The organism is Pseudomonas sp. WS 5021 (assembly GCF_012985535.1).
In the GTDB taxonomy this organism is placed as follows: Bacteria; Pseudomonadota; Gammaproteobacteria; order Pseudomonadales; family Pseudomonadaceae; genus Aquipseudomonas.
In genome coordinates this window covers 569,483-588,726 of sequence record NZ_JAAQWP010000003.1, presented here as the reverse complement: position 1 = coordinate 588,726, position 19,244 = coordinate 569,483, and the positions used below count along the sequence as shown (strand labels likewise).

At 61.1% G+C, this 19,244-nt stretch carries 18 protein-coding genes and 1 riboswitch; of the genes, 10 read left to right on the top strand and 8 right to left on the bottom strand.

All coding sequences use genetic code 11. From position 1 onward, the window contains the following. Positions 1-25: 25 nt before the first annotated feature. Positions 26-2,023: a transketolase gene (gene tkt / locus HBO19_RS12710; protein ID WP_169953622.1), complete on the bottom strand. Its 1,998-nt coding sequence runs from the start codon at positions 2,021-2,023 to the stop codon at positions 26-28. A gap of 273 nt (positions 2,024-2,296) precedes the next feature. Between tkt and HBO19_RS12705 the strand changes: the two genes are divergently transcribed. The 5 genes from HBO19_RS12705 to HBO19_RS12685 all read left to right on the top strand — a co-directional run bounded on the left by HBO19_RS12705 (position 2,297) and on the right by HBO19_RS12685 (position 7,354). Continuing rightward, positions 2,297-3,292 (top strand): metalloregulator ArsR/SmtB family transcription factor, encoded by a 996-nt coding sequence (locus HBO19_RS12705; protein WP_170057597.1) that lies wholly within the window; start codon positions 2,297-2,299, stop codon positions 3,290-3,292. Positions 3,293-3,311: 19 nt separating this feature from the next. After that, positions 3,312-4,502 carry a methionine adenosyltransferase gene (gene metK, locus HBO19_RS12700; RefSeq protein ID WP_169953618.1) on the top strand — a complete coding sequence of 397 codons (1,191 nt, stop codon included), beginning with the start codon at positions 3,312-3,314 and terminating at the stop codon, positions 4,500-4,502. A 251-nt stretch (positions 4,503-4,753) separates the two neighbouring features. Next, complete coding sequence (locus tag HBO19_RS12695) at positions 4,754-5,101, top strand: DUF1090 family protein (protein ID WP_070993955.1); 348 nt, start codon at positions 4,754-4,756, stop codon at positions 5,099-5,101. A gap of 95 nt (positions 5,102-5,196) precedes the next feature. Then, complete coding sequence (gene ligB / locus HBO19_RS12690) at positions 5,197-6,879, top strand: NAD-dependent DNA ligase LigB (RefSeq protein ID WP_170057596.1); 1,683 nt, start codon at positions 5,197-5,199, stop codon at positions 6,877-6,879. 79 nt (positions 6,880-6,958) lie between these two features. Next, positions 6,959-7,354, top strand: a complete 396-nt coding sequence (locus tag HBO19_RS12685; protein WP_170042168.1) for a DUF1090 domain-containing protein — start codon at positions 6,959-6,961, stop codon at positions 7,352-7,354. 18 nt (positions 7,355-7,372) lie between these two features. Here the strand turns inward: HBO19_RS12685 and HBO19_RS12680 are convergent, their stop codons facing one another. Then, on the bottom strand, positions 7,373-7,822 hold the full coding sequence (locus HBO19_RS12680) for a cytochrome c (RefSeq protein WP_169953612.1): 450 nt from the start codon (positions 7,820-7,822) through the stop codon (positions 7,373-7,375). Between the two features lie 127 nt (positions 7,823-7,949). Here HBO19_RS12680 and HBO19_RS12675 point away from each other — a divergent pair, with 127 nt between their 5' ends. Then, positions 7,950-9,131: an MltA domain-containing protein gene (locus HBO19_RS12675; protein WP_170057595.1), complete on the top strand. Its 1,182-nt coding sequence runs from the start codon at positions 7,950-7,952 to the stop codon at positions 9,129-9,131. Positions 9,132-9,233: 102 nt separating this feature from the next. On the opposite strand, the gene HBO19_RS12670 is transcribed toward HBO19_RS12675, so the two are convergent. The 4 genes from HBO19_RS12670 to HBO19_RS12655 all read right to left on the bottom strand — a co-directional run bounded on the left by HBO19_RS12670 (position 9,234) and on the right by HBO19_RS12655 (position 11,933). After that, positions 9,234-9,620 (bottom strand): MAPEG family protein, encoded by a 387-nt coding sequence (locus HBO19_RS12670; RefSeq protein ID WP_057960859.1) that lies wholly within the window; start codon positions 9,618-9,620, stop codon positions 9,234-9,236. 31 nt (positions 9,621-9,651) lie between these two features. After that, on the bottom strand, positions 9,652-10,485 hold the full coding sequence (locus HBO19_RS12665; protein WP_169953608.1) for an EamA family transporter: 834 nt from the start codon (positions 10,483-10,485) through the stop codon (positions 9,652-9,654). Positions 10,486-10,559: 74 nt separating this feature from the next. Continuing rightward, on the bottom strand, positions 10,560-11,447 hold the full coding sequence (locus HBO19_RS12660; protein ID WP_169953842.1) for a formate/nitrite transporter family protein: 888 nt from the start codon (positions 11,445-11,447) through the stop codon (positions 10,560-10,562). A gap of 87 nt (positions 11,448-11,534) precedes the next feature. Beyond that, positions 11,535-11,933, bottom strand: coding sequence for a hotdog domain-containing protein (locus HBO19_RS12655; protein WP_029297383.1), 399 nt, complete (start codon positions 11,931-11,933; stop codon positions 11,535-11,537). Between the two features lie 198 nt (positions 11,934-12,131). Beyond that, positions 12,132-12,239, top strand: a riboswitch (S-adenosyl-L-homocysteine riboswitch). A gap of 21 nt (positions 12,240-12,260) precedes the next feature. Here HBO19_RS12655 and ahcY point away from each other — a divergent pair. The 4 genes from ahcY (at position 12,261) to HBO19_RS12635 (ending at position 17,723) form a co-directional block, all read left to right on the top strand. Beyond that, the gene (ahcY, locus tag HBO19_RS12650; protein ID WP_169953606.1) at positions 12,261-13,670 is read left to right on the top strand and encodes an adenosylhomocysteinase; all 1,410 of its coding nucleotides are present in this window, start codon (positions 12,261-12,263) and stop codon (positions 13,668-13,670) included. A gap of 169 nt (positions 13,671-13,839) precedes the next feature. Next, positions 13,840-14,685 carry a methylenetetrahydrofolate reductase [NAD(P)H] gene (metF, locus tag HBO19_RS12645; RefSeq protein ID WP_029297387.1) on the top strand — a complete coding sequence of 282 codons (846 nt, stop codon included), beginning with the start codon at positions 13,840-13,842 and terminating at the stop codon, positions 14,683-14,685. 130 nt (positions 14,686-14,815) lie between these two features. Next, the gene (locus HBO19_RS12640) at positions 14,816-15,619 is read left to right on the top strand and encodes a transporter substrate-binding domain-containing protein (RefSeq protein ID WP_170057594.1); all 804 of its coding nucleotides are present in this window, start codon (positions 14,816-14,818) and stop codon (positions 15,617-15,619) included. Positions 15,620-15,842: 223 nt separating this feature from the next. Then, a complete protein-coding gene (locus HBO19_RS12635; RefSeq protein ID WP_057440348.1) occupies positions 15,843-17,723 on the top strand; it encodes a DEAD/DEAH box helicase in 1,881 nt (626 codons plus the stop codon). A 227-nt stretch (positions 17,724-17,950) separates the two neighbouring features. On the opposite strand, the gene HBO19_RS12630 is transcribed toward HBO19_RS12635, so the two are convergent. Then, complete coding sequence (locus tag HBO19_RS12630) at positions 17,951-18,529, bottom strand: YceI family protein (RefSeq protein WP_169953600.1); 579 nt, start codon at positions 18,527-18,529, stop codon at positions 17,951-17,953. A 32-nt stretch (positions 18,530-18,561) separates the two neighbouring features. Continuing rightward, positions 18,562-19,113: a cytochrome b gene (locus HBO19_RS12625; RefSeq protein WP_169953598.1), complete on the bottom strand. Its 552-nt coding sequence runs from the start codon at positions 19,111-19,113 to the stop codon at positions 18,562-18,564. Between the last annotated feature and the right edge of the window lie 131 nt (positions 19,114-19,244).

Here is a 19,244-nt window from a genome sequence, read left to right as displayed (position 1 = left end):
GCCAGTACAGACAACGCAGACTGACTTAGTCTTCCAGCAGTTCTTCAGCCTGACCCAGGATGTTTTCCAGGGTGAAACCGAACTCTTCGAACAACGCTGGCGCCGGCGCCGACTCACCATAGGTAGTCATGCCGATCACGCGACCTTCCAGGCCCACGTACTTGTACCAGTAGTCGGCGTGCGCCGCTTCAATGGCGATACGCGCGCTGACCTGCAACGGCAGGACCGATTGCTTGTAGTCCGCGTCCTGGGCTTCGAACACGCTGGTGCACGGCATGGACACAACGCGCACGTTACGGCCTTGGGCAGTCAGCTTGTCGTAGGCCTGAACGGTCAGGCCCACTTCGGAACCGGTGGAGATCAGGATCAGCTCCGGCTCGCCGATGCAGTCCTTGAGCACGTAGCCACCACGGCTGATAGCGGCGATCTGCGCGTCGGTACGCGCCTGGTGCTGCAGGTTCTGGCGGGAGAAGATCAGCGCCGAAGGGCCGTCCTTGCGCTCGATCGCGTGCTTCCAGGCCACGGCCGATTCCACTGCGTCGGCTGGGCGCCAGCAATCCAGGTTCGGCGTGGTACGCAGGCTGGTCAGTTGCTCGACCGGCTGGTGCGTCGGGCCGTCTTCGCCCAGGCCGATGGAGTCGTGGGTGTACACGTGGATCACGCGCTTCTTCATCAGCGCCGCCATGCGTACGGCATTGCGTGCGTATTCCATGAACATCAGGAAGGTCGCGCCGTAAGGCACCAGGCCGCCGTGCAGGGCAACGCCGTTCATGATGGCGCTCATGCCGAACTCGCGCACGCCGTAGTACATGTAGTTGCCGCTGGCGTCTTCAGCCGAGACACCTTTGCAACCTTTCCACAGGGTCAGGTTGGAACCGGCCAGGTCAGCCGAACCGCCAAGCAGTTCAGGCAGCAGTGGGCCATAGGCATTCAGCGCGTTCTGGCTGGCTTTGCGGCTGGCGATGGTTTCGCCTTTGGCAGCCACTTCTGCGATGTACTCGTCGGCCTTGGCCGAGAAGTCCAGCGGCAGGTCGCCATTGAGGCGGCTCATCAGCTCATTGGCCAATGCCGGGAATTGGGCGGCGTAGGCTTCAAAACGCTGGTCCCACTCGGCTTCAGCGGCGCGGCCGGCTTCCTTGGCGTCCCACTCGGCGTAGATATCAGCCGGGATTTCGAACGGGCCGTAGTTCCACTTCAGCGCTTCGCGGGTCAGGGCGATTTCCGCGTCACCCAGTGGGGCGCCGTGGCAGTCTTCCTTGCCTTGCTTGTTCGGCGAACCGAAGCCAATGGTGGTCTTGCAGCAGATCAGCGTCGGCTGCTCGCTTTTGCGCGCCGTTTCGATGGCCGTCTTGATCTCTTCCGGATCGTGGCCGTCAACATTGCGGATGACCTGCCAGTTGTAGGCTTCGAAACGCTTTGGCGTGTCGTCGGTGAACCAGCCTTCGACTTCGCCATCGATGGAGATGCCGTTGTCATCGTAGAAAGCAATCAGCTTGCCCAGGCCCAGGGTGCCAGCCAGGGAACTGACTTCGTGGGAAATGCCTTCCATCATGCAGCCATCACCCAGGAACACATAGGTGTGGTGGTCGACAACGTTATGGCCTGGACGGTTGAACTGCGCCGCCAGGACTTTTTCGGCCAGGGCGAAGCCCACGGCGTTGGCCAGGCCTTGGCCCAGGGGACCGGTGGTGGTCTCGACGCCAGGGGTGTAGCCGAATTCCGGGTGGCCCGGGGTGCGGCTGTGCAGTTGGCGGAACTGCTTGAGGTCGTCGATGGACAGGTCGTAGCCGGTCAGGTGCAGCAACGAATAGATCAACATCGAGCCATGGCCGTTGGACAGCACGAAGCGGTCACGGTCGGCGAACGAGGGGTTGCTCGGGTTGTGTTTCAGGTAGTCACGCCAAAGTACCTCGGCGATATCCGCCATGCCCATCGGGGCACCGGGATGGCCGCTGTTGGCTTTTTGCACGGCATCCATGCTGAGGGCACGAATGGCGTTGGCACGCTCACGACGGCTGGGCATCGCTGATCTCCTGAGGATATTGAATCGAGAGTGAATAAAAGAAACGGAAAAAAGGACCGGCATTTTCCCTCAGCCAAGGCCTTAGGGGCAATGACAGATACCGACATATGTAGGTTTTTCCTGTGGTTTGGACTGCATTGGCAGCAAGAACACTTCCCGCCGTTCGTCTAAAGGTTATAGCGCCTGCTTATAACCACCGATTATCGACCAATATCAAAACTTTTTGATATTGGCCTTGCGAGGATTTGACCTCATCACTAGACTGCTGGCCTTATGAACTTACCTGCGCCTTCCATTCGCCCCGACGACTGCGATGAGCTGGCGGCCCTGTGCAAGGCCGGCGGCGATCCGCTGCGCCTGAATGTACTGCGCGCCCTGGCCAACGACTCGTTTGGCGTATTGGAACTGGCACGGATCTTTGCCATTGGCCAGTCCGGCATGAGCCATCACCTGAAAGTGCTGGCCCAGGCTGACCTGGTGGCCACCCGCCGTGAAGGCAACGCGATTTTTTACCGTCGCGCCCTGCCCCACACCGACTTGCTGGGTGGCAAGCTGCACGCTGCATTGCTCGACGAAGTGGACAACCTGGCCCTGCCGGCTGACGTCCAATCGCGGATCGCACAGGTCCACGGGCAACGCGCCGCCGCCAGCCAGGACTTTTTCTCACGGGTGGCGGACAAGTTTCGCGCCCAGCAGGACCTGATTGCCGGGCTGCCTCAATACCGCGAAAGCGTGTTGGCGCTGCTCGACAAACTGGGCTTCAGCCAGGCTGCCACGGCGCTGGAAGTCGGCCCGGGCGATGGCGGGTTCCTGCCAGACCTGGCACGCCGCTTCCACCAGGTGACGGCGCTGGACAACAGCCCGGCCATGCTGGAACTGGCGCGCCAGCTGTGCGAACGCGAGCACTTGGGCAACGTCAGCCTGCGGCTGGCCGATGCCTTGAATGATGTAGGGCTGCAAGCCGATTGCGTGGTGCTGAACATGGTCTTGCACCATTTCGCCGCCCCGGCCGATGCCCTCAAACAAATGGCCGGTTTGCTGCAACCGGGCGGCAGTCTTTTGGTAACCGATTTATGCAGCCACAACCAGAGTTGGGCCAGGGAGGCCTGCGGTGATCTATGGTTGGGGTTTGAACAGGACGATCTGGCCCGTTGGGCCACCGCTGCGGGACTCGTTCCCGGGGAAAGCCTCTATGTAGGCTTACGTAATGGTTTCCAGATTCAGGTCCGCCACTTTCAGCGGCCAACTGGCGACACTCACCATCGGTAAATATCAGGAAAACATCGAGATGAGCGAATATTCCCTTTTCACCTCCGAGTCCGTGTCTGAAGGGCATCCGGACAAAATCGCCGACCAGATTTCTGATGCGGTGCTGGACGCCATCATTGCTGAAGACAAGTTCGCCCGCGTGGCGTGCGAGACGCTGGTGAAAACGGGCGTGGCGATCATCGCCGGTGAAGTCACCACGTCGGCCTGGGTCGACCTGGAGCAGATCGTCCGTGACGTGATCACCGACATCGGCTACACCAGCTCCGACGTCGGCTTCGACGGCGCGACCTGCGGCGTGATGAACATCATCGGCAAGCAGTCGCCCGACATCAACCAGGGTGTGGACCGTGCCAAGCCAGAAGACCAGGGCGCCGGCGACCAGGGCCTGATGTTCGGCTACGCCAGCAACGAAACCGACGTACTGATGCCTGCGCCGATCACCTTCTCCCACCAGTTGGTCAAGCGCCAGGCCGAAGCCCGTAAATCCGGCCTGCTGCCTTGGTTGCGCCCGGACGCCAAGTCCCAGGTGACCTGCCGTTACGAAGGCGGCAAAGTGGTGGGCATCGACGCCGTGGTGCTGTCGACCCAGCACAACCCGGAAGTCTCCTACAAAGACCTGCGCGAAGGCGTGATGGAGCTGATCGTCAAGCACGTGCTGCCTGCCGAGCTGCTGACCAAGGACACCCAGTTCCATATCAACCCGACCGGCCAGTTCATCATTGGTGGCCCGGTAGGCGACTGCGGCCTGACAGGTCGCAAGATCATCGTCGACAGCTACGGCGGCATGGCCCGTCACGGCGGTGGCGCGTTCTCCGGCAAGGATCCATCCAAGGTTGACCGCTCGGCCGCCTACGCCGGTCGTTATGTGGCCAAGAACATCGTTGCCGCCGGCCTGGCCGAACGCTGCGAGATTCAGGTGTCCTACGCCATTGGTGTGGCCCAGCCTACGTCGATCTCGCTGAACACCTTCGGCACCGGCAAGATCAGCGACGACAAGATCGTCAAGCTGGTGCGTGAGATTTTCGACCTGCGTCCGTACGCAATCACCACCATGCTCGACCTGCTGCACCCGATGTACCAGGAAACCGCGGCCTACGGCCACTTCGGCCGTACCCCTGAACAGAAGACCGTCGGCGACGACACCTTCACCACGTTCACCTGGGAAAAAACCGACCGCGCCGACGACCTGCGCAGCGCTGCCGGCCTGTAATCGCAGCATGTAGCACCCAAGGCCCCGCCGGGTATTCCCGGCGGGGCTTTTTGTTGCGCTTTTTTACAGGCGCCGATGAGCACGCGACGGCGAACCTGGCAAATAGTTCACATTTATTGGATCCAAACCTTGCAGGCAAAATGATGGCCCACTAGAATCCGCGCCCTCCCGAGCGCTCAACCACATTGGATATTGCATTGCGCCCGCTCGGGACAGCCAAGTGCGCAGGCAATCGAACATTGAGGTTTTTCATGCGTATTTCCACGTTCGCCCCTGCCGCCGTCCTGTTCAGCCTGTTCGCCCTGCCAGTGCAAGCCGCTGACCTGAGCGGCCTGACTGGCGCCCTGACTTCCCAGTTGGGCGGCGCAACCGGCAACTGCGAAAAACAGAGCCAGGAGCTGCAAGCCAAGGTCGATGCCGCCAAAGCCAATGGCGAAGACCTGAAAGTGAAGGCCATGCAGGCTGCACTGGATCAGGTAAACAAAGGTTGCAAAAAAGTCGGCGAGTCCCAGGGCAAGCTCGACGAAGCCTCGCAAAAGCAGCAGGCCAAGGCAGACAGCAACGACACCGTGAAAGCCCTGGGCGGTCTGTTCAAGTAAGCAGAAACACCCGGTAAAAAGCCTCGCACCTGCGGGGCTTTTTTATGGGCGTCTGCCTGCTTTAGGCTGGCCCCCCCTTCAGAGCAAGGATGCTCATGATGCCGCCACGCCTGCTGACCTACCTGCTGTTGATGCTCTTCCCTCTCATCGCCTGGGCGCAGGGCTGCCCGGACTGGCCAGTGAACAAGGCCCAGGACGAAATAACCGCCCTGCAACGGCAAATCGGCCTGTGGGATGACAGTTACCATCGGCTCGGCCAATCCCTGATCAGCGACGAGCTCTACGATCAGGCCCGCATACGCCTGGAGCAATGGCGGGGTTGCTTCGCACAGGCACCGTCATCTGCCGACAACCCCCTGTCCAGCGCGCGCGGCACTGTTGCCCACCCAGTCGCGCATACAGGCCTTGAGAAGCTGGTCAACGACCGCGCCGTGGCAGACTGGATCAGCACACGCCGCGACCTGTGGGTACAACCCAAGGTCGATGGTGTGGCGGTGACCCTGGTCTATCGCGCAGGGCGCCTGGCCCAGGTCATCAGCCGCGGCGACGGCCTGTTCGGCCAGGACTGGACCGCCTCGGCCCGCAACATTCCAGGCATCGTGCAACAGCTGCCCGAGGCCATCGACCTGCTCTTGCAGGGCGAGCTGTATTGGCGCCTGGGCGCCCACATACAAGGGGAGACGGGCGGCATGAATGCCCGCAGTAAAGTCTCCGGGCTGATGAACCGCCAACACCTGAGTGACGCCGACGCCGCAGGTATCGGCCTGTTTGTCTGGGCCTGGCCCCATGGGCCGGCGGACCTCAAGCAGCAGTTGGACAGCCTCGCACGCTGGGGTTTTGGCGATAGCCAGCGTTACAGCCAGCCCATCGACACCTTCGAACAGGCACGGCACTGGCGAACTTTCTGGCATGAACATCCATTGCCCTTCGCCACTGATGGCGTGGTGCTGCACCACAGCCAGCGCGCCCCGGCCGAACGCTGGCAGGCCAGTACGCCGTATTGGGCTGTTGCCTGGAAATACCCGGTCATCAAAGCCCTGGCCCATGTTCGCCATGTGCAGTTCAAAATCGGCCGCACCGGCCGTATCACTCCGATCCTGGAACTGGACCCGGTGCTGCTCGACGACCGTCAGATCAAACGCGTCAGCATCGGCTCCTTGAAGCGCTGGCAGGAATTGGATATCCGCCCAGGCGACCAGGTGTCCATCAGCCTCGCCGGCCAGGTGATCCCAAGGCTCGACCAGGTCATCCTGCGCAGCTATCCACGGGTCGATGTCGCGGTGCCGGTAGCCAGCAATTTCCATCACCTGAGCTGCTGGCAATTGGCCCCGGCCTGCGAGGAGCAACTGCTGGCCCGGCTGACCTGGCTCAGCGGTAAGCAAGGGCTGGACCTGCCACACATTGGCCGCGAGACCTGGAATAGCTTGATCCAGGCCGGGCAAATCAGTGGTTTGGTGGATTGGTTGAACCTTGATGAGACAGAGCTTGCTACCATTGACGGATTCGGCGACCGCAGCAGTGCGCGCCTGCTTGCGAGCCTGCAAGTGGCGCGCCAGCGACCGTTCGCGCAATGGCTGATGGCGCTTGGGGTTCCACCTACCGCCCGCAATAACCTGGCGGGCGGCTGGCATGCCCTGGCTGCGCGAGACACTCAAGCCTGGCAGGCCGAAGCAGGAATCGGCCCGGGGCGCGCGGCGCAATTGAGCGCCTTTTTTCGCGACCCCCAGGTGGTGGCTATGAGTGAAACACTGCGGGCTGCCGGGATAGATGGCTTTTAGTCTCGACCCGCCAATTTAATCGGTGCCAGCAGAAATCATCCTGCCCACCTTACAACGATCTGTTTACTTTGGAGTTTCCATGAAATTTCTTGCACCGCTTGCCCTGTTGACCGTTACCAGCTTCCTCGCCACGCCATTGCTGGCTGCCGAGACAGCCCCGCAACTGACCGGTTGCGCCGCCAAGCGCCAGGCCATCAGCCTGCAGATCGAACAAGCCAAGGCCCACGGCAACAGTGAGCAACAAGCCGGCCTGGAAAAAGCCTTGAGCGAAGTCACCGCCCACTGCACCGATGCCTCCCTGAAAAAGGAACGCGAGAACAAGGTGCTGGACGCCAAGCACGAAGTCAGCCGCCGTCAGGCCGACCTCGACAAGGCCATGAAAAAGGGCGACTCCGAGAAGATCAACAAGCGTAAGGACAAGCTCGCCGAATCGCGCAAAGAGTTGCAGCAAGCTCTCGACGACCTGGACAAGTAAGGCGCAGCCAATCGAGCCTCAATGGTCGCGAAACTGCTTATGACAGGCGCTGCAGGCATCTTCGACTTTCTGCACCGCAGGCTTCAGGTCACTGGCTTTGTAAGGCTGCACCTGGCTGGCGATCACCAATTCACCGGTGGCCGCCTCAAGGTTGCGCGCCAGTTCCTGGAACTGGGCCTGTTTTTGCCATACGTCGTCCTTGGCGCTGGTGTGATCTTCTTCGCGCACCGTTGGAAAGTGCTTCCACGGCTCATGGGACAAAGCGTCAAGCTTGACCGCACCTTCGGCAAATTTGGCCCCGTCGAACGGGATGCGGCCACGCAGCATGCCGCCCAGGTCTTCGCCCGTCTTGAGCATCTGCTTGAAGATGGCCTTGCGCTGGCCCAATGGCGAGTTCGGGTCAACGCCACCGCAAGCGGTCAGCGTCAGGCAGGCCAGCAATACAACAGTCAGTTTTTTAAAAGTCATGATGGCTCAGGGTCACGGGAAACGGCGGCCAGTATCCTCGCCCCGCCCGCAAAGACCAATAGCCCTATTAATAATATGGATGCTTGCGCCGCACCCTGCGCAGGCAATCGCCTTGGGAATTACTTGCATGAATAACCTGTTTAACCCCTGGAGCCGCCGGCTGGCATGGGCTCTGCCGATGATCGCACTACTCGCCGGATGCGACGGCGGCAACGCTCCGGCACCCAAACCTGAGCCAGAAAAACCCCATGCCGTGGCGACCTACGCCAGTGCCACTTGGGAAGACCTGCCGGTGGTTTCGGACAGCGACCTGCAAGCTGGCTTCGAATCCTGGCGCAGCGCCTGCCAACGCTTGAAGAACGACCCGGTGTGGAGCGCCACCTGCGCTGCAGCGGTCAATGTGCCCGGCAATGCCGGGGATATCCGTGGTTTCCTCAAGCAGCAGTTGGACGTCTATGGCTTGCGCTCGGCGGACAACACGCCCAATGGCCTAATCACAGGCTATTACGAACCGGTCTACCCGGGCAGCCTCACCGAAACCAAGACCGCCCACGTGCCGGTGTTTGGGGTGCCGGACGACCTGATCATCGTCAACCTGGAAAGCATCTACCCCGAACTCAAGGGCAAACGCCTGCGCGGGCGCCTGGAAGGCCGGGTACTCAAGCCCTATGACGATGCCGGTACCATCAACCAGCAAGGCTCCAGTGCCAAGCCAATTGCCTGGCTGACCCACCCGATGGACCTGCAATTTCTGCAAATCCAGGGCTCTGGCCGCATCCAGCTGGCTGACGGTCGTCAACTGCGCGTGGGCTATGCCGACCAGAACGGCTTCCCGTATCGCCCTATCGGCCGCTGGCTGGTGGAGCAAGGCGAGTTGAAGAAAGACGAAGTGAGCATGGGCGCGATCAGTGCCTGGGCCAAGGCCCATCCTGAGCGGATCCCGGAACTGTTGGCGAGCAACCCCAGCTACGTCTTCTTCAGCACCCGCCCCGACAGCAATGAAGGCCCGCGCGGCTCGCTGAACGTGCCGCTGACCGCCGGCTACAGCGTGGCCGTGGACCGCAAGGTCATCCCGCTGGGCAGCCTGTTGTGGCTGTCGACCACCCGCCCCGATGGCGCGCCGGTCGTACGGCCGGTAGCGGCCCAGGATACCGGCGGCGCGATTGTCGGCGAGGTACGTGCGGACCTGTTCTGGGGCACCGGTGATGCGGCGGGCGAGTTGGCCGGGAACATGAAGCAGCAGGGCCAGATCTGGATGTTGTGGCCCAAGGGTACGGCGCTGCCTCAAGTGCCGGATGCGCCTTTGTAGGAACCGGCTGGCCGGCGATGGCGGTTTGAAATCCGACATCGCGGGTGCACGTGCTGGCGTCATCGCTGGCAAGCCAGCTCCCACAAGGGCTGGCTGCGTGCCTTAGATCGAGACGAAGAAGAAACTCGCAATCAACGCCATGCCCACGAACCACACCAGCGAACGCAAGATCGCCCAGTCCGCCAGGTAGCAGATGATGTACAGCAGGCGGCTGGTGATAAACAGCACCGCCAGTACGTTGATGGTCACCAGTTCCGCGTTGCCGGCCAGGTGGGCAATGATCACCGCAGCGGCAAACGCCGGGGTCACTTCGAAGCTGTTGAGCTGTGCACTATGGGCGCGCTTGGCGAAGCCTTCGAGGGTTTCGAGGAAGGCCCGGGGGTCATGGTTCTGCCGGGGGCCGAACTTGCCACCACTGAACTTGGCCACGCCGGTACACAGGTAAGGCAGAAAAATTGCGATCAACACACACCAGAAAGCGACAGTCATCACTCATTCCTTTTTTAGTTTTATCCGCTGGTTAGAGTTTCATCACGAGCATGCCGATCAGTACCAACCCACAGGCTAAGAGCCGGGAGCGGCCGAAAGGTTCTTTCAGGTAACGCATGCCGAACAACACCACCAGGATCACGCTGACTTCCCGCAGCGCGGCGGCCTCGGCAATCGAGCCCAACTGCATGGCCCAAAGCACCAGAGCGTAGCTCAACAACACGCACAAACCCACGCTCAACCCCAACCGCCATTGTGTGCGCCAGAACAGGCTGAACGCCGCACGCTTGCGCACCATGGCCAACAATGGAAACGGCCAGGCGCTGAGCAGGGTCACCCAGACCAGGTAGTCCAATGGGTGCGACCAGCGCCGCAACGCCTGACCATCGAGGAAGGTGTAGCAGCCAATGCACAGGCCGATCAGCGCCACCACCGGCAACATCGACCATGGCAACCGATCCCCACCACCGCCATGCCACAACAGGCACAACATGCCGAGCGGGATCAGCAGGATGCCGACAATCTGCTGGGTACTGAGTACCTCCCCGGCAAACACCAGGGTCAACGCCAGCACCACCAGCGGCGATAAGCCGCGCATCAGCGGATACACCAACCCCAGGTCACCGACGCGGTAGGCCTGGATCAGCAGGTAGCGGTAGAGCAACTCGAACAGCGCCGAGGCGATGATCCACGGCCAGATTTCCAAGGGCGGCAGCGACACAAATCCTACCGCCAGTAGCACAAACAGCAGCGCAACGCTGTCCATGCAGGCGATCACCAACAGGCGTTCGCCGCTGAATTTGATCAAGGTGTTCCACGTCGCATGCAACAGTGCCGCTATCAGTACCAAGACTGTCGCAAGCAATGGAACCTCCTGTAAGTGATTCGTGATGTGTCAGCACATACATATACCAAATACCGCGCTGGCACACACTGGCCTCACTGATCCTTGTCGATCCGCTGCGGATGCCTCGGGTCCGCCGCCTTTTTGCCCGGCAGGCTGCCTTCGCTGCGAATCTGCGCATGGCTGATCAACGCAAAGATAAAGCTGCCGCCGATGATATTGCCCGCCAGGGTCGGCCCGGCAAATACCAGCCAGAAGTCCTTCCACGGTAGCTCGCCGGCAAATACCAGGTAGGACACTTCCGCCGAACCGACGACGATGTGGGTGAAGTCGCCCAAGGCCATCAGGTAGGTGATCAGGATAATGATCCACATCTTGGCGCTTTCCATGGACGGGATCATCCACACCATGGTGGCGATCATCCAGCCGGAGACGATGCCCTTGGCGAACATCTGGCCCGTATCGTTTTCCATGATCTTGCGCCCGATTTCGAGGAAGGCCTGGTCGGTCTTGGTGTCGAAGATCGGCAGGTGCAGCATCACATAAGCCACCAGCAAGGTGCCGCAGAGGTTGCCCACCAGCACCACCGTCCACAGCCGCAACAGGCGCCCGGCATTGCCCAGGGTCGGCTTGCTCATCACCGGCAGCACGGCGGTCAGGGTGTTTTCGGTGAACAGTTGCTGGCGCGCGAGGATCACTGCGAGAAAGCCTGCGCAGTAGCCAAAGCTGGCAATCACCTTGAAGCCTTCGCCGTCGGGCAGGCGTGAGTTGAGCAGCCCCATGGCCATCAATGACAGGCCCATGGTCAGGCCGGCGGCCAGTGCCGACCACCACAGCGCCGCTACGCTGCGCTCCAGCTCCTGGTCGCCCTGGGTGCGGATGATTTCATGCAGCACCGCCGCCCGGGGTGGCTGGTTCTTGTCCACATCCTGCTGTTCTTCCTGCGACAGGTTGGGAGTCTTGCCGTCTTTTTGCGTGGCCATGGGCGTACCTGAACGTTGGGTGACGATGTTCAGGTACGACCTGCCAGTCATCACCAGCGTTCAATGGCCACTTGCTTATACGGAGGGTTACTCGCTGTCGTCCTGGAACTGGTCTTTGACGTACTTGATCTCGGTACGACCATGAGGTGCCGGCAGGCCGTCTTCGCCGAGGTTGACGAAGACCATTTTTTCTACGGTGAGGATGCTCTTGCGCGTGATTTTGTTGCGCACTTCACAGGTCAGGGTGATGGAGGTGCGGCCAAACTCGGTGGCGGTGATGCCCAGCTCGATGATGTCGCCCTGGCGCGAGGCGCTGACAAAATTGATCTCGGAAATGTACTTGGTCACCACGCGCTGGTTGCCCAGTTGAACGATGGCGTAGATCGCCGCTTCTTCGTCGATCCAGCGCAGCAGGCTGCCACCGAACAGGGTGCCGTTGGGGTTGAGGTCTTCGGGTTTTACCCATTTGCGGGTGTGGAAGTTCATGTTCACTCCAAAGCGTCTTGCGAAATGATGGCCAACATCATGGCAGAGCGCCGGCCCAAGCTCTATGAGCCATTGCCTATCAGTGTCATGAGCGATCTTCATGACCCCGACAGAAAGGCTTGGGAAGTCAGGCGCAGGCGGCTATAATCGCCACCGTTTCAAAACGGTCATCTGTGATTGATACCGTTCTCCCGCCACCTGTCCGAGGGGCGCTGCAGCAGGCCCTGGCCTGTCAGGCTCGGATGGGGCGTTGCCCAGCCGGGTTGTCCTGGTTGGATACTAAACGCACAACGGCGCCCATTCGCACACTACGAATGGAGGCTCTTCATGAGCGCTGTAATCACGCCTGCAGGTTTTACCGACTACAAAGTCGCCGATATGTCCCTCGCTGCCTGGGGCCGTCGCGAAACCTTTATCGCCGAATCCGAAATGCCTGCCCTGATGGGCCTGCGCCGCAAGTACGCCGCTGAGCAGCCGCTCAAGGGCGCGAAGATTCTCGGCTGCATCCACATGACCATCCAGACTGCCGTGCTGATCGAAACCCTGGTTGCCCTGGGTGCCGAAGTGCGCTGGTCGTCCTGCAACATCTTCTCGACCCAGGACCAGGCCGCTGCTGCCATCGCCGCTGCCGGCATCCCTGTCTTCGCCTGGAAAGGCGAGACCGAAGAAGAGTACGAGTGGTGCCTGGAGCAAACCATCCTGAAAGATGGCGCGCCTTGGGATGCCAACATGATCCTCGACGACGGCGGCGACCTGACCGAGCTGCTGCACAAGAAGTACCCGCAGATTCTCGACCGCGTCCACGGTGTGACCGAAGAGACCACCACCGGCGTACACCGCCTGCTGGACATGCTGGCCAAGGGCGAGCTGAAAATCCCGGCCATCAACGTCAACGACTCGGTGACCAAGAGCAAGAACGACAACAAGTACGGCTGCCGTCACAGCCTCAACGATGCGATCAAGCGCGGCACCGACCACCTGCTGTCGGGCAAGCAAGCCCTGGTGATCGGCTACGGTGACGTGGGCAAGGGTTCGTCCCAGTCCCTGCGCCAGGAAGGCATGATCGTCAAGGTCTCCGAAGTCGACCCGATCTGCGCCATGCAAGCCTGCATGGACGGTTTCGAAGTGGTCTCGCCGTTCATCGACGGCCAGAACGACGGCACCGAAGCCAGCATCGACAAGGCCCTGCTGGGCAAGATCGACCTGATCGTGACCACCACCGGTAACGTCAACGTCTGCGATGCGAACATGCTCAAGGCCCTGAAAAAGCGCGCCGTGGTGTGCAACATCGGGCACTTCGACAACGAAATCGACACCGCTTTCATGCGCAAGAACTGGGCATGGGAAGAGGTCAAGCCTCAGGTACACAAGGTTCACCGTACGGGCAGTGGTGATTTCGACCCACAGAACGACGACTACCTGATCCTGCTGGCCGAAGGCCGCCTGGTTAACCTGGGCAACGCCACTGGCCACCCAAGCCGCATCATGGATGGCTCGTTCGCCAACCAGGTACTGGCGCAGATCTTCCTGTTCGGCCAGAAGTACGCCGACCTGTCGCCAGCCCAGAAAGCCGAGCGCCTGACCGTGGAAGTACTGCCGAAGAAACTCGACGAAGAAGTGGCCCTGGAAATGGTCCGCGGCTTCGGCGGCGTCGTGACGCAACTGACCAAGACCCAGGCCGACTATATCGGCGTGACCGTCGAAGGCCCGTTCAAGCCGCACGCCTACCGCTACTAAGTAACCGGCTCTCTCCCTGCTGGGGCGGGCTTGTGTGGGAGCGGGCTTGCTCGCGAATGCGCAGTGTCAGTCGAAGCAGTAACGACTGGCACACCGCTTTCGCGAGCAAGCCCGCTCCCACATTGACGGTGTATGTCTTCCGGTTTTATGAGTTTTCAAGGGTATTACCATGTCCCAAGACCGTCGCTACAGCTTCGAGTTCTTCCCGACCAAGACCGATGCTGGGCATGAAAAGTTGATGGCGACTGCCAAGCAGTTGGCCAGCTACAACCCCGATTTCTTCTCCTGCACCTACGGCGCAGGCGGCTCGACCCGTGATCGTACGATCAACACCGTGCTGCAGCTGGAAAGCGAGGCCAAGGTGCCTGCCGCGCCGCACCTGTCGTGCGTGGGCGACAGCAAGGACGACCTGCGCGGCCTGCTGACCCAATACAAGGCCGCCGGCATCAAGCGTATCGTCGCCTTGCGCGGTGACCTGCCGTCCGGCATGGGCATGGCCAGCGGCGAGCTGCGCTACGCCAATGACCTGGTGAGCTTCATCCGTGAAGAAACCGGCGATCACTTCCATATCGAAGTGGCTGCTTATCCGGAAATGCACCCGCAAGCGCGCAACTTCGAAGACGATCTCAACAACTTCGTGCGCAAGGCCAATGCCGGCGCCAACAGTGCGATCACCCAGTACTTCTTCAACGCCGACAGCTACTTCTACTTCGTCGAGCGCGTGCAGGCCCTGGGCGTGAACATCCCGATCGTGCCGGGCATCATGCCGATCACCAACTACAGCAAGCTGGCGCGCTTCTCTGACGCCTGCGGTGCAGAAATCCCACGCTGGGTACGCAAGCAGCTGGAAGCCTACGGCGATGACGTCAAGAGCATCCAGGCCTTCGGCGAGCAGGTCATCAGTGAAATGTGCGAAACCTTGCTGCAAGGTGGCGCACCGGGGCTGCACTTCTACACCCTGAACCAGGCTGACCCGAGCCTGGCGATCTGGAACAACCTCAAGCTGCCACGCTGAGGCTGCCCCCTTTGTACCGCCGGCCAGGATTCCTTCCCGGCTCGGCGGCGCAATAAAAGTTCAGGTTTGCCGCCTGAAGATCCCCGATCCAGAGCTTCTCTTTAACCTGAGACAGTCGTAACCTCAGGGTATGCCCGTCATTCTCCAGCTGTTGAGCGCTGTTCTTTTCACTTGCCTGAGCCTGACCGCCCACGGCGAGAAACTGCGCATTGTCACCGAGCCCTGGGCACCTTACGTCTACGAAGAAAACGGCCAGATGCGCGGGCTCGACTACGAGACTACCGTCATCGTGTTCCAGCGCCTGGGGATCGAGGTGCAGTGGCAGTTCCTGCCCTGGAAACGCTGCCTGGCCATGCTCGACCAAGGCCTGGCGGACGGCGCACTGGATATTTTCCACAGCCACGAACGCGACGCCGCGCTGCTTTACCCCAGCGAACCGTTGTCCCAGGTTGAGTTTGTGATGTTCTACGCCAACCAGCGCCCGCATCCGTTCCAGACCCTGGATGACCTCAAAGGGCTGACCATCGGCACCTCCCCCGGTTACCTGTATAGCGCCGGGTTCAGCGAATCCACGCTGTTTACCCGCGAACCGGCCCCCAGCCATGAGGCTAACTTCGGCAAATTGGCCCGTGGCCGGATCGATCTGGTGATCACCGACCGCCGGGTCGGCCAGCATGTGCTCAAGGAATTGGGCCTGGAGCACCAGGTCACCCAGGCGCCGCCGGTGATCAGCAGCCAGAAACAATTCCTCGCCGTACGCCGTGGCGCGGGCATGGACCTGCTGGTCCAGCGTTTTGGCGCCGAGCTCAAACGTTTCAAGCAAGAGCCCGCTTACGCGGCCCTGAGTGCCAAATATGCCGGCGCCGGGACCCAGATAGCCCCGTCGCCGCTGCTGGACGACACCGTTGAGCAGCAGGAAAGCAGCGCGCAGTGAATGCTCTGTTATACTCCGGCCTTTCCGCCAGGCTTACGCCCGGCCGCTGTGGTCGTATCACAGGCATCCAACCCCGCTACTGCGCAGCTTTGCAGCCCGCGCGAGCCATTGGAGTGCCTGCCAGCCCCAGCAGGACCGGACGGGGTTGCGTTCCTCTAAACGCCATTCGCGCCCGGCAAGATTATCCCTTTGGGCCAAGCCCTAACTACAAACAGGATTACTCATGTCCTTTGCTTCCCTCGGTCTCTCCGAGGCTTTAGTCCGCGCCATCGAGGCAGCGGGCTATACCGAGCCTACTCCGGTGCAACAGCGGGCTATTCCCGCCGTGTTGCAAGGTCGCGACCTGATGGTCGCGGCTCAGACAGGTACTGGTAAAACCGGCGGCTTCGCCCTCCCGATTCTGGAGCGGTTGTTCCCCAACGGTCACCCGGACAAATCCCAGCGTCACGGCCCGCGCCAACCCCGCGTACTGGTCCTGACCCCTACCCGCGAACTCGCCGCACAAGTGCATGACAGCTTCAAGCTGTACGCTCGCGACCTGAAGTTCGTCAGCGCCTGCATCTTCGGCGGCGTCGGCATGAACCCACAGGTTCAGGCCATGTCCCGCGGGGTTGACGTGCTGGTCGCCTGCCCTGGTCGTTTGCTCGACCTGTGCGGCCAAGGCAGCGTCGATCTGTCCCACGTGGAAATCCTCGTGCTGGACGAAGCCGACCGTATGCTCGACATGGGCTTTGTCCATGACGTGAAGAAAGTCCTCGCGCGCCTGCCGGCCAAGCGTCAGAACCTGCTGTTCTCGGCAACGTTCTCCAACGACATCACCGCCCTCGCCGGCAAGCTGCTGCACAACCCCGAGCGCATCGAGGTCACGCCGCCCAACACCACGGTCGAGCGTATCGAGCAACGGGTATTCCGCTTGCCGGCCAGCCACAAGCGCTCGCTGCTGGCCCACCTGATCACCGCTGGCGCCTGGGAACAGGTGCTGGTGTTCACCCGCACCAAGCACGGCGCCAACCGCCTGGCCGAGTACCTGGACAAGCACGGCCTCACCGCCGTCGCCATCCACGGCAACAAGAGCCAGAACGCGCGGACCAAGGCCCTGGCCGACTTCAAGGCCGGCTCCGTACGGATCCTGGTGGCCACCGATATCGCCGCCCGCGGCCTGGATATCGACCAACTGCCGCACGTGGTCAACTTCGAGCTGCCAAACGTCGATGAAGACTACGTGCACCGTATCGGCCGTACTGGCCGTGCCGGTCGTTCGGGCGAGGCCATTTCCCTGGTCGCCCCGGATGAAGAGAAACTGCTGAAAAGCATCGAGCGCATGACCAAGCAGAAAATCGCCGACGGCGACCTGATGGGCTTCGATGCCAGCACCGTAGAAGCCGAAAAACCGGAAGTGCGCGAGCGGCCGGATGTGCGTAACCCACGCAACCCACGTGGTCCCAAGGGCGATGGCCCGAACGGCGGCGGTGGTGGCGGTGGTCGTCGCGACAAAGGCAAGGACAAGGGCGGCAAGGACAAGGCGCCTACCAACGGCCGTGGCGAACGCCCAGCCCGTGAGCAAAAGCCCCGTGAAGGCACCCCGGCCCGCGAACAGCGCCAGCCGAGCCAGCCGCCACGCGCCGCAGCCGACCGCGCACCGGACGAGTTCCTCGACGACGACGTGGATAACTTCGGCAACCGCGTCGACTACGTGCCCCAGGCCAAGCCGGCCCAAGGCCGTGGTCGCCGCCCAGGTGCCCCGGCACCGGGCGCTGGTGCAGGTGCTCCGCGCACCGGCGGCCAGCCGCAGGGTCGCCAGAACGGTCCACGCAGCAGCAACGGCGCCACCACTGGCACCCCGCCTGCCAAGCGCAATGGCCCGCGCAACGGCGCTCCGCGTGACGGCCAGGCCCGTCGCGAAGAGTCGCGCAACCGCCGCCCTGCGCGTGATGAGCAGCCACGCGCCTCGGAACCTGCCGTGCAGAACCCGCGCAGCGGCACCACGCCGAAGATCATCCACAAGGAGTCGAAAAGCGATCGCTTCCCGACACCTGAGCAGTTGGATCAACTGCCAGGCCGCCCTCGTGGTGAAAAACCAGCGTTGCTGACCCGCAACCGCTGATTTTCAAAGCGCCATAAAAATGCCCCGAATCGAAAGATCCGGGGCATTTTTTTGGACTCGACATCGATCAACTGTGAGAGCTGGCTTGCCTGCGATGACGGGATTTCAGCCTGCATCGCAGGTGGCTGACCTGCCGCTATCGCAGGCAAGCCAGCTCCTACATTGACCGTATTCCAGGCTGAAAAAAACCGGATCTCACGATCCGGTTTTTTATGCAGCCTGCGAATTTACTTCGCTTTGACACCTTCCAGCGAGATGTCCAGGTCCACGGTCTGGGAAGTCGGGCCTGGGCCTTTGATGCCGAAGTCATTCAGGTTCAGCGTAGTCTTGGCGTTGAAGCCAGCACGTTCGCCGCCCCACGGATCCTTGCCTTCACCGTTGAACGTGGCCTTGAAGGTCACAGGCTTGGTCACACCGTGGAAGGTCAGGTCGCCGGTCACGTCAGCAGTTTTTTCGCCGGTTGGTTTAACTGCGGTCGAAACGAACTTGGCATCGGCGAACTTGCCAACGTCCAGGAAGTCCTTGCTGGCGATGTGCTTGTCACGTTCAGCGTGGTTGGACCACAGGCTGGCGGTTTTCACGTCGACGGCGATTTTGCTCGCTTCAGGCTTGGCGGCATCCCAGCTGAACGTACCATCCCAGTCCTTGAAGGTACCGTGGATGTAGCTGTAGCCCAGGTGGCTGATTTTCCAATCGATGAAGGCATGCTGGCCTTCCTTGTCGATCTTGTAATCAGCAGCCATCACCTGACCAGCAGACAGCAGAGCAGAACCAATTGCCAGAGCGGCGAGAGTCTTTTTCAACATGCTTTCTATTCCTTGTGAGTCGAGGTTGAACATCAGGCTTTGCGCCCCAGCATACGAACCAGGGTCGCGTCACGATCAATGAAGTGGTGCTTCAACGCGGCCACGCCATGCAGGCCGGCAAACACCACCAGTACCCAGGCCAGGTACAAATGCACCAGCCCAGCTACGTCTGCCTGGTCCGGTAGACCGGAAACCACGGCAGGAATTTCAAACAGGCCAAACACCGGGATCCCGACACCGTCTGCGGTGGAAATCAGGTAGCCGGCAATCATCACGGCAAACAGCCCGAGATACAGGAACGCGTGGCCAAACGCCGCGCCGATCCGGGTCATGCGGCTATAGCTGGCCAGTGGCGGCGGTGGTGGGCTGAGCAGGCGCCAGACAATGCGCACCAACATCACCGCAAACAACGTAATACCAATGCTTTTGTGCAAGTCCGGTGCATCTTTGCGCCATAGGCTGTAGTAGTCGAGGCCGACCATCCACAGGCCCAGCGCGAACAGGCCAAACACCACCAGGGCCACACTCCAGTGGATAACAATGCTGACCCAGCCGTAGCGGGCCGATGTGTTTCGTAGTTGCATTCCCCAAATCCTGTAAGAGCCGTGTCCAAGACTAGCGTGTTACCTATCGATATAAAGCCGAAAATTTCGCTTTGAAATATCGATTTATCCGATGTTGAGCCTATGAACAGTAAATTAACTAGGGATTAAGG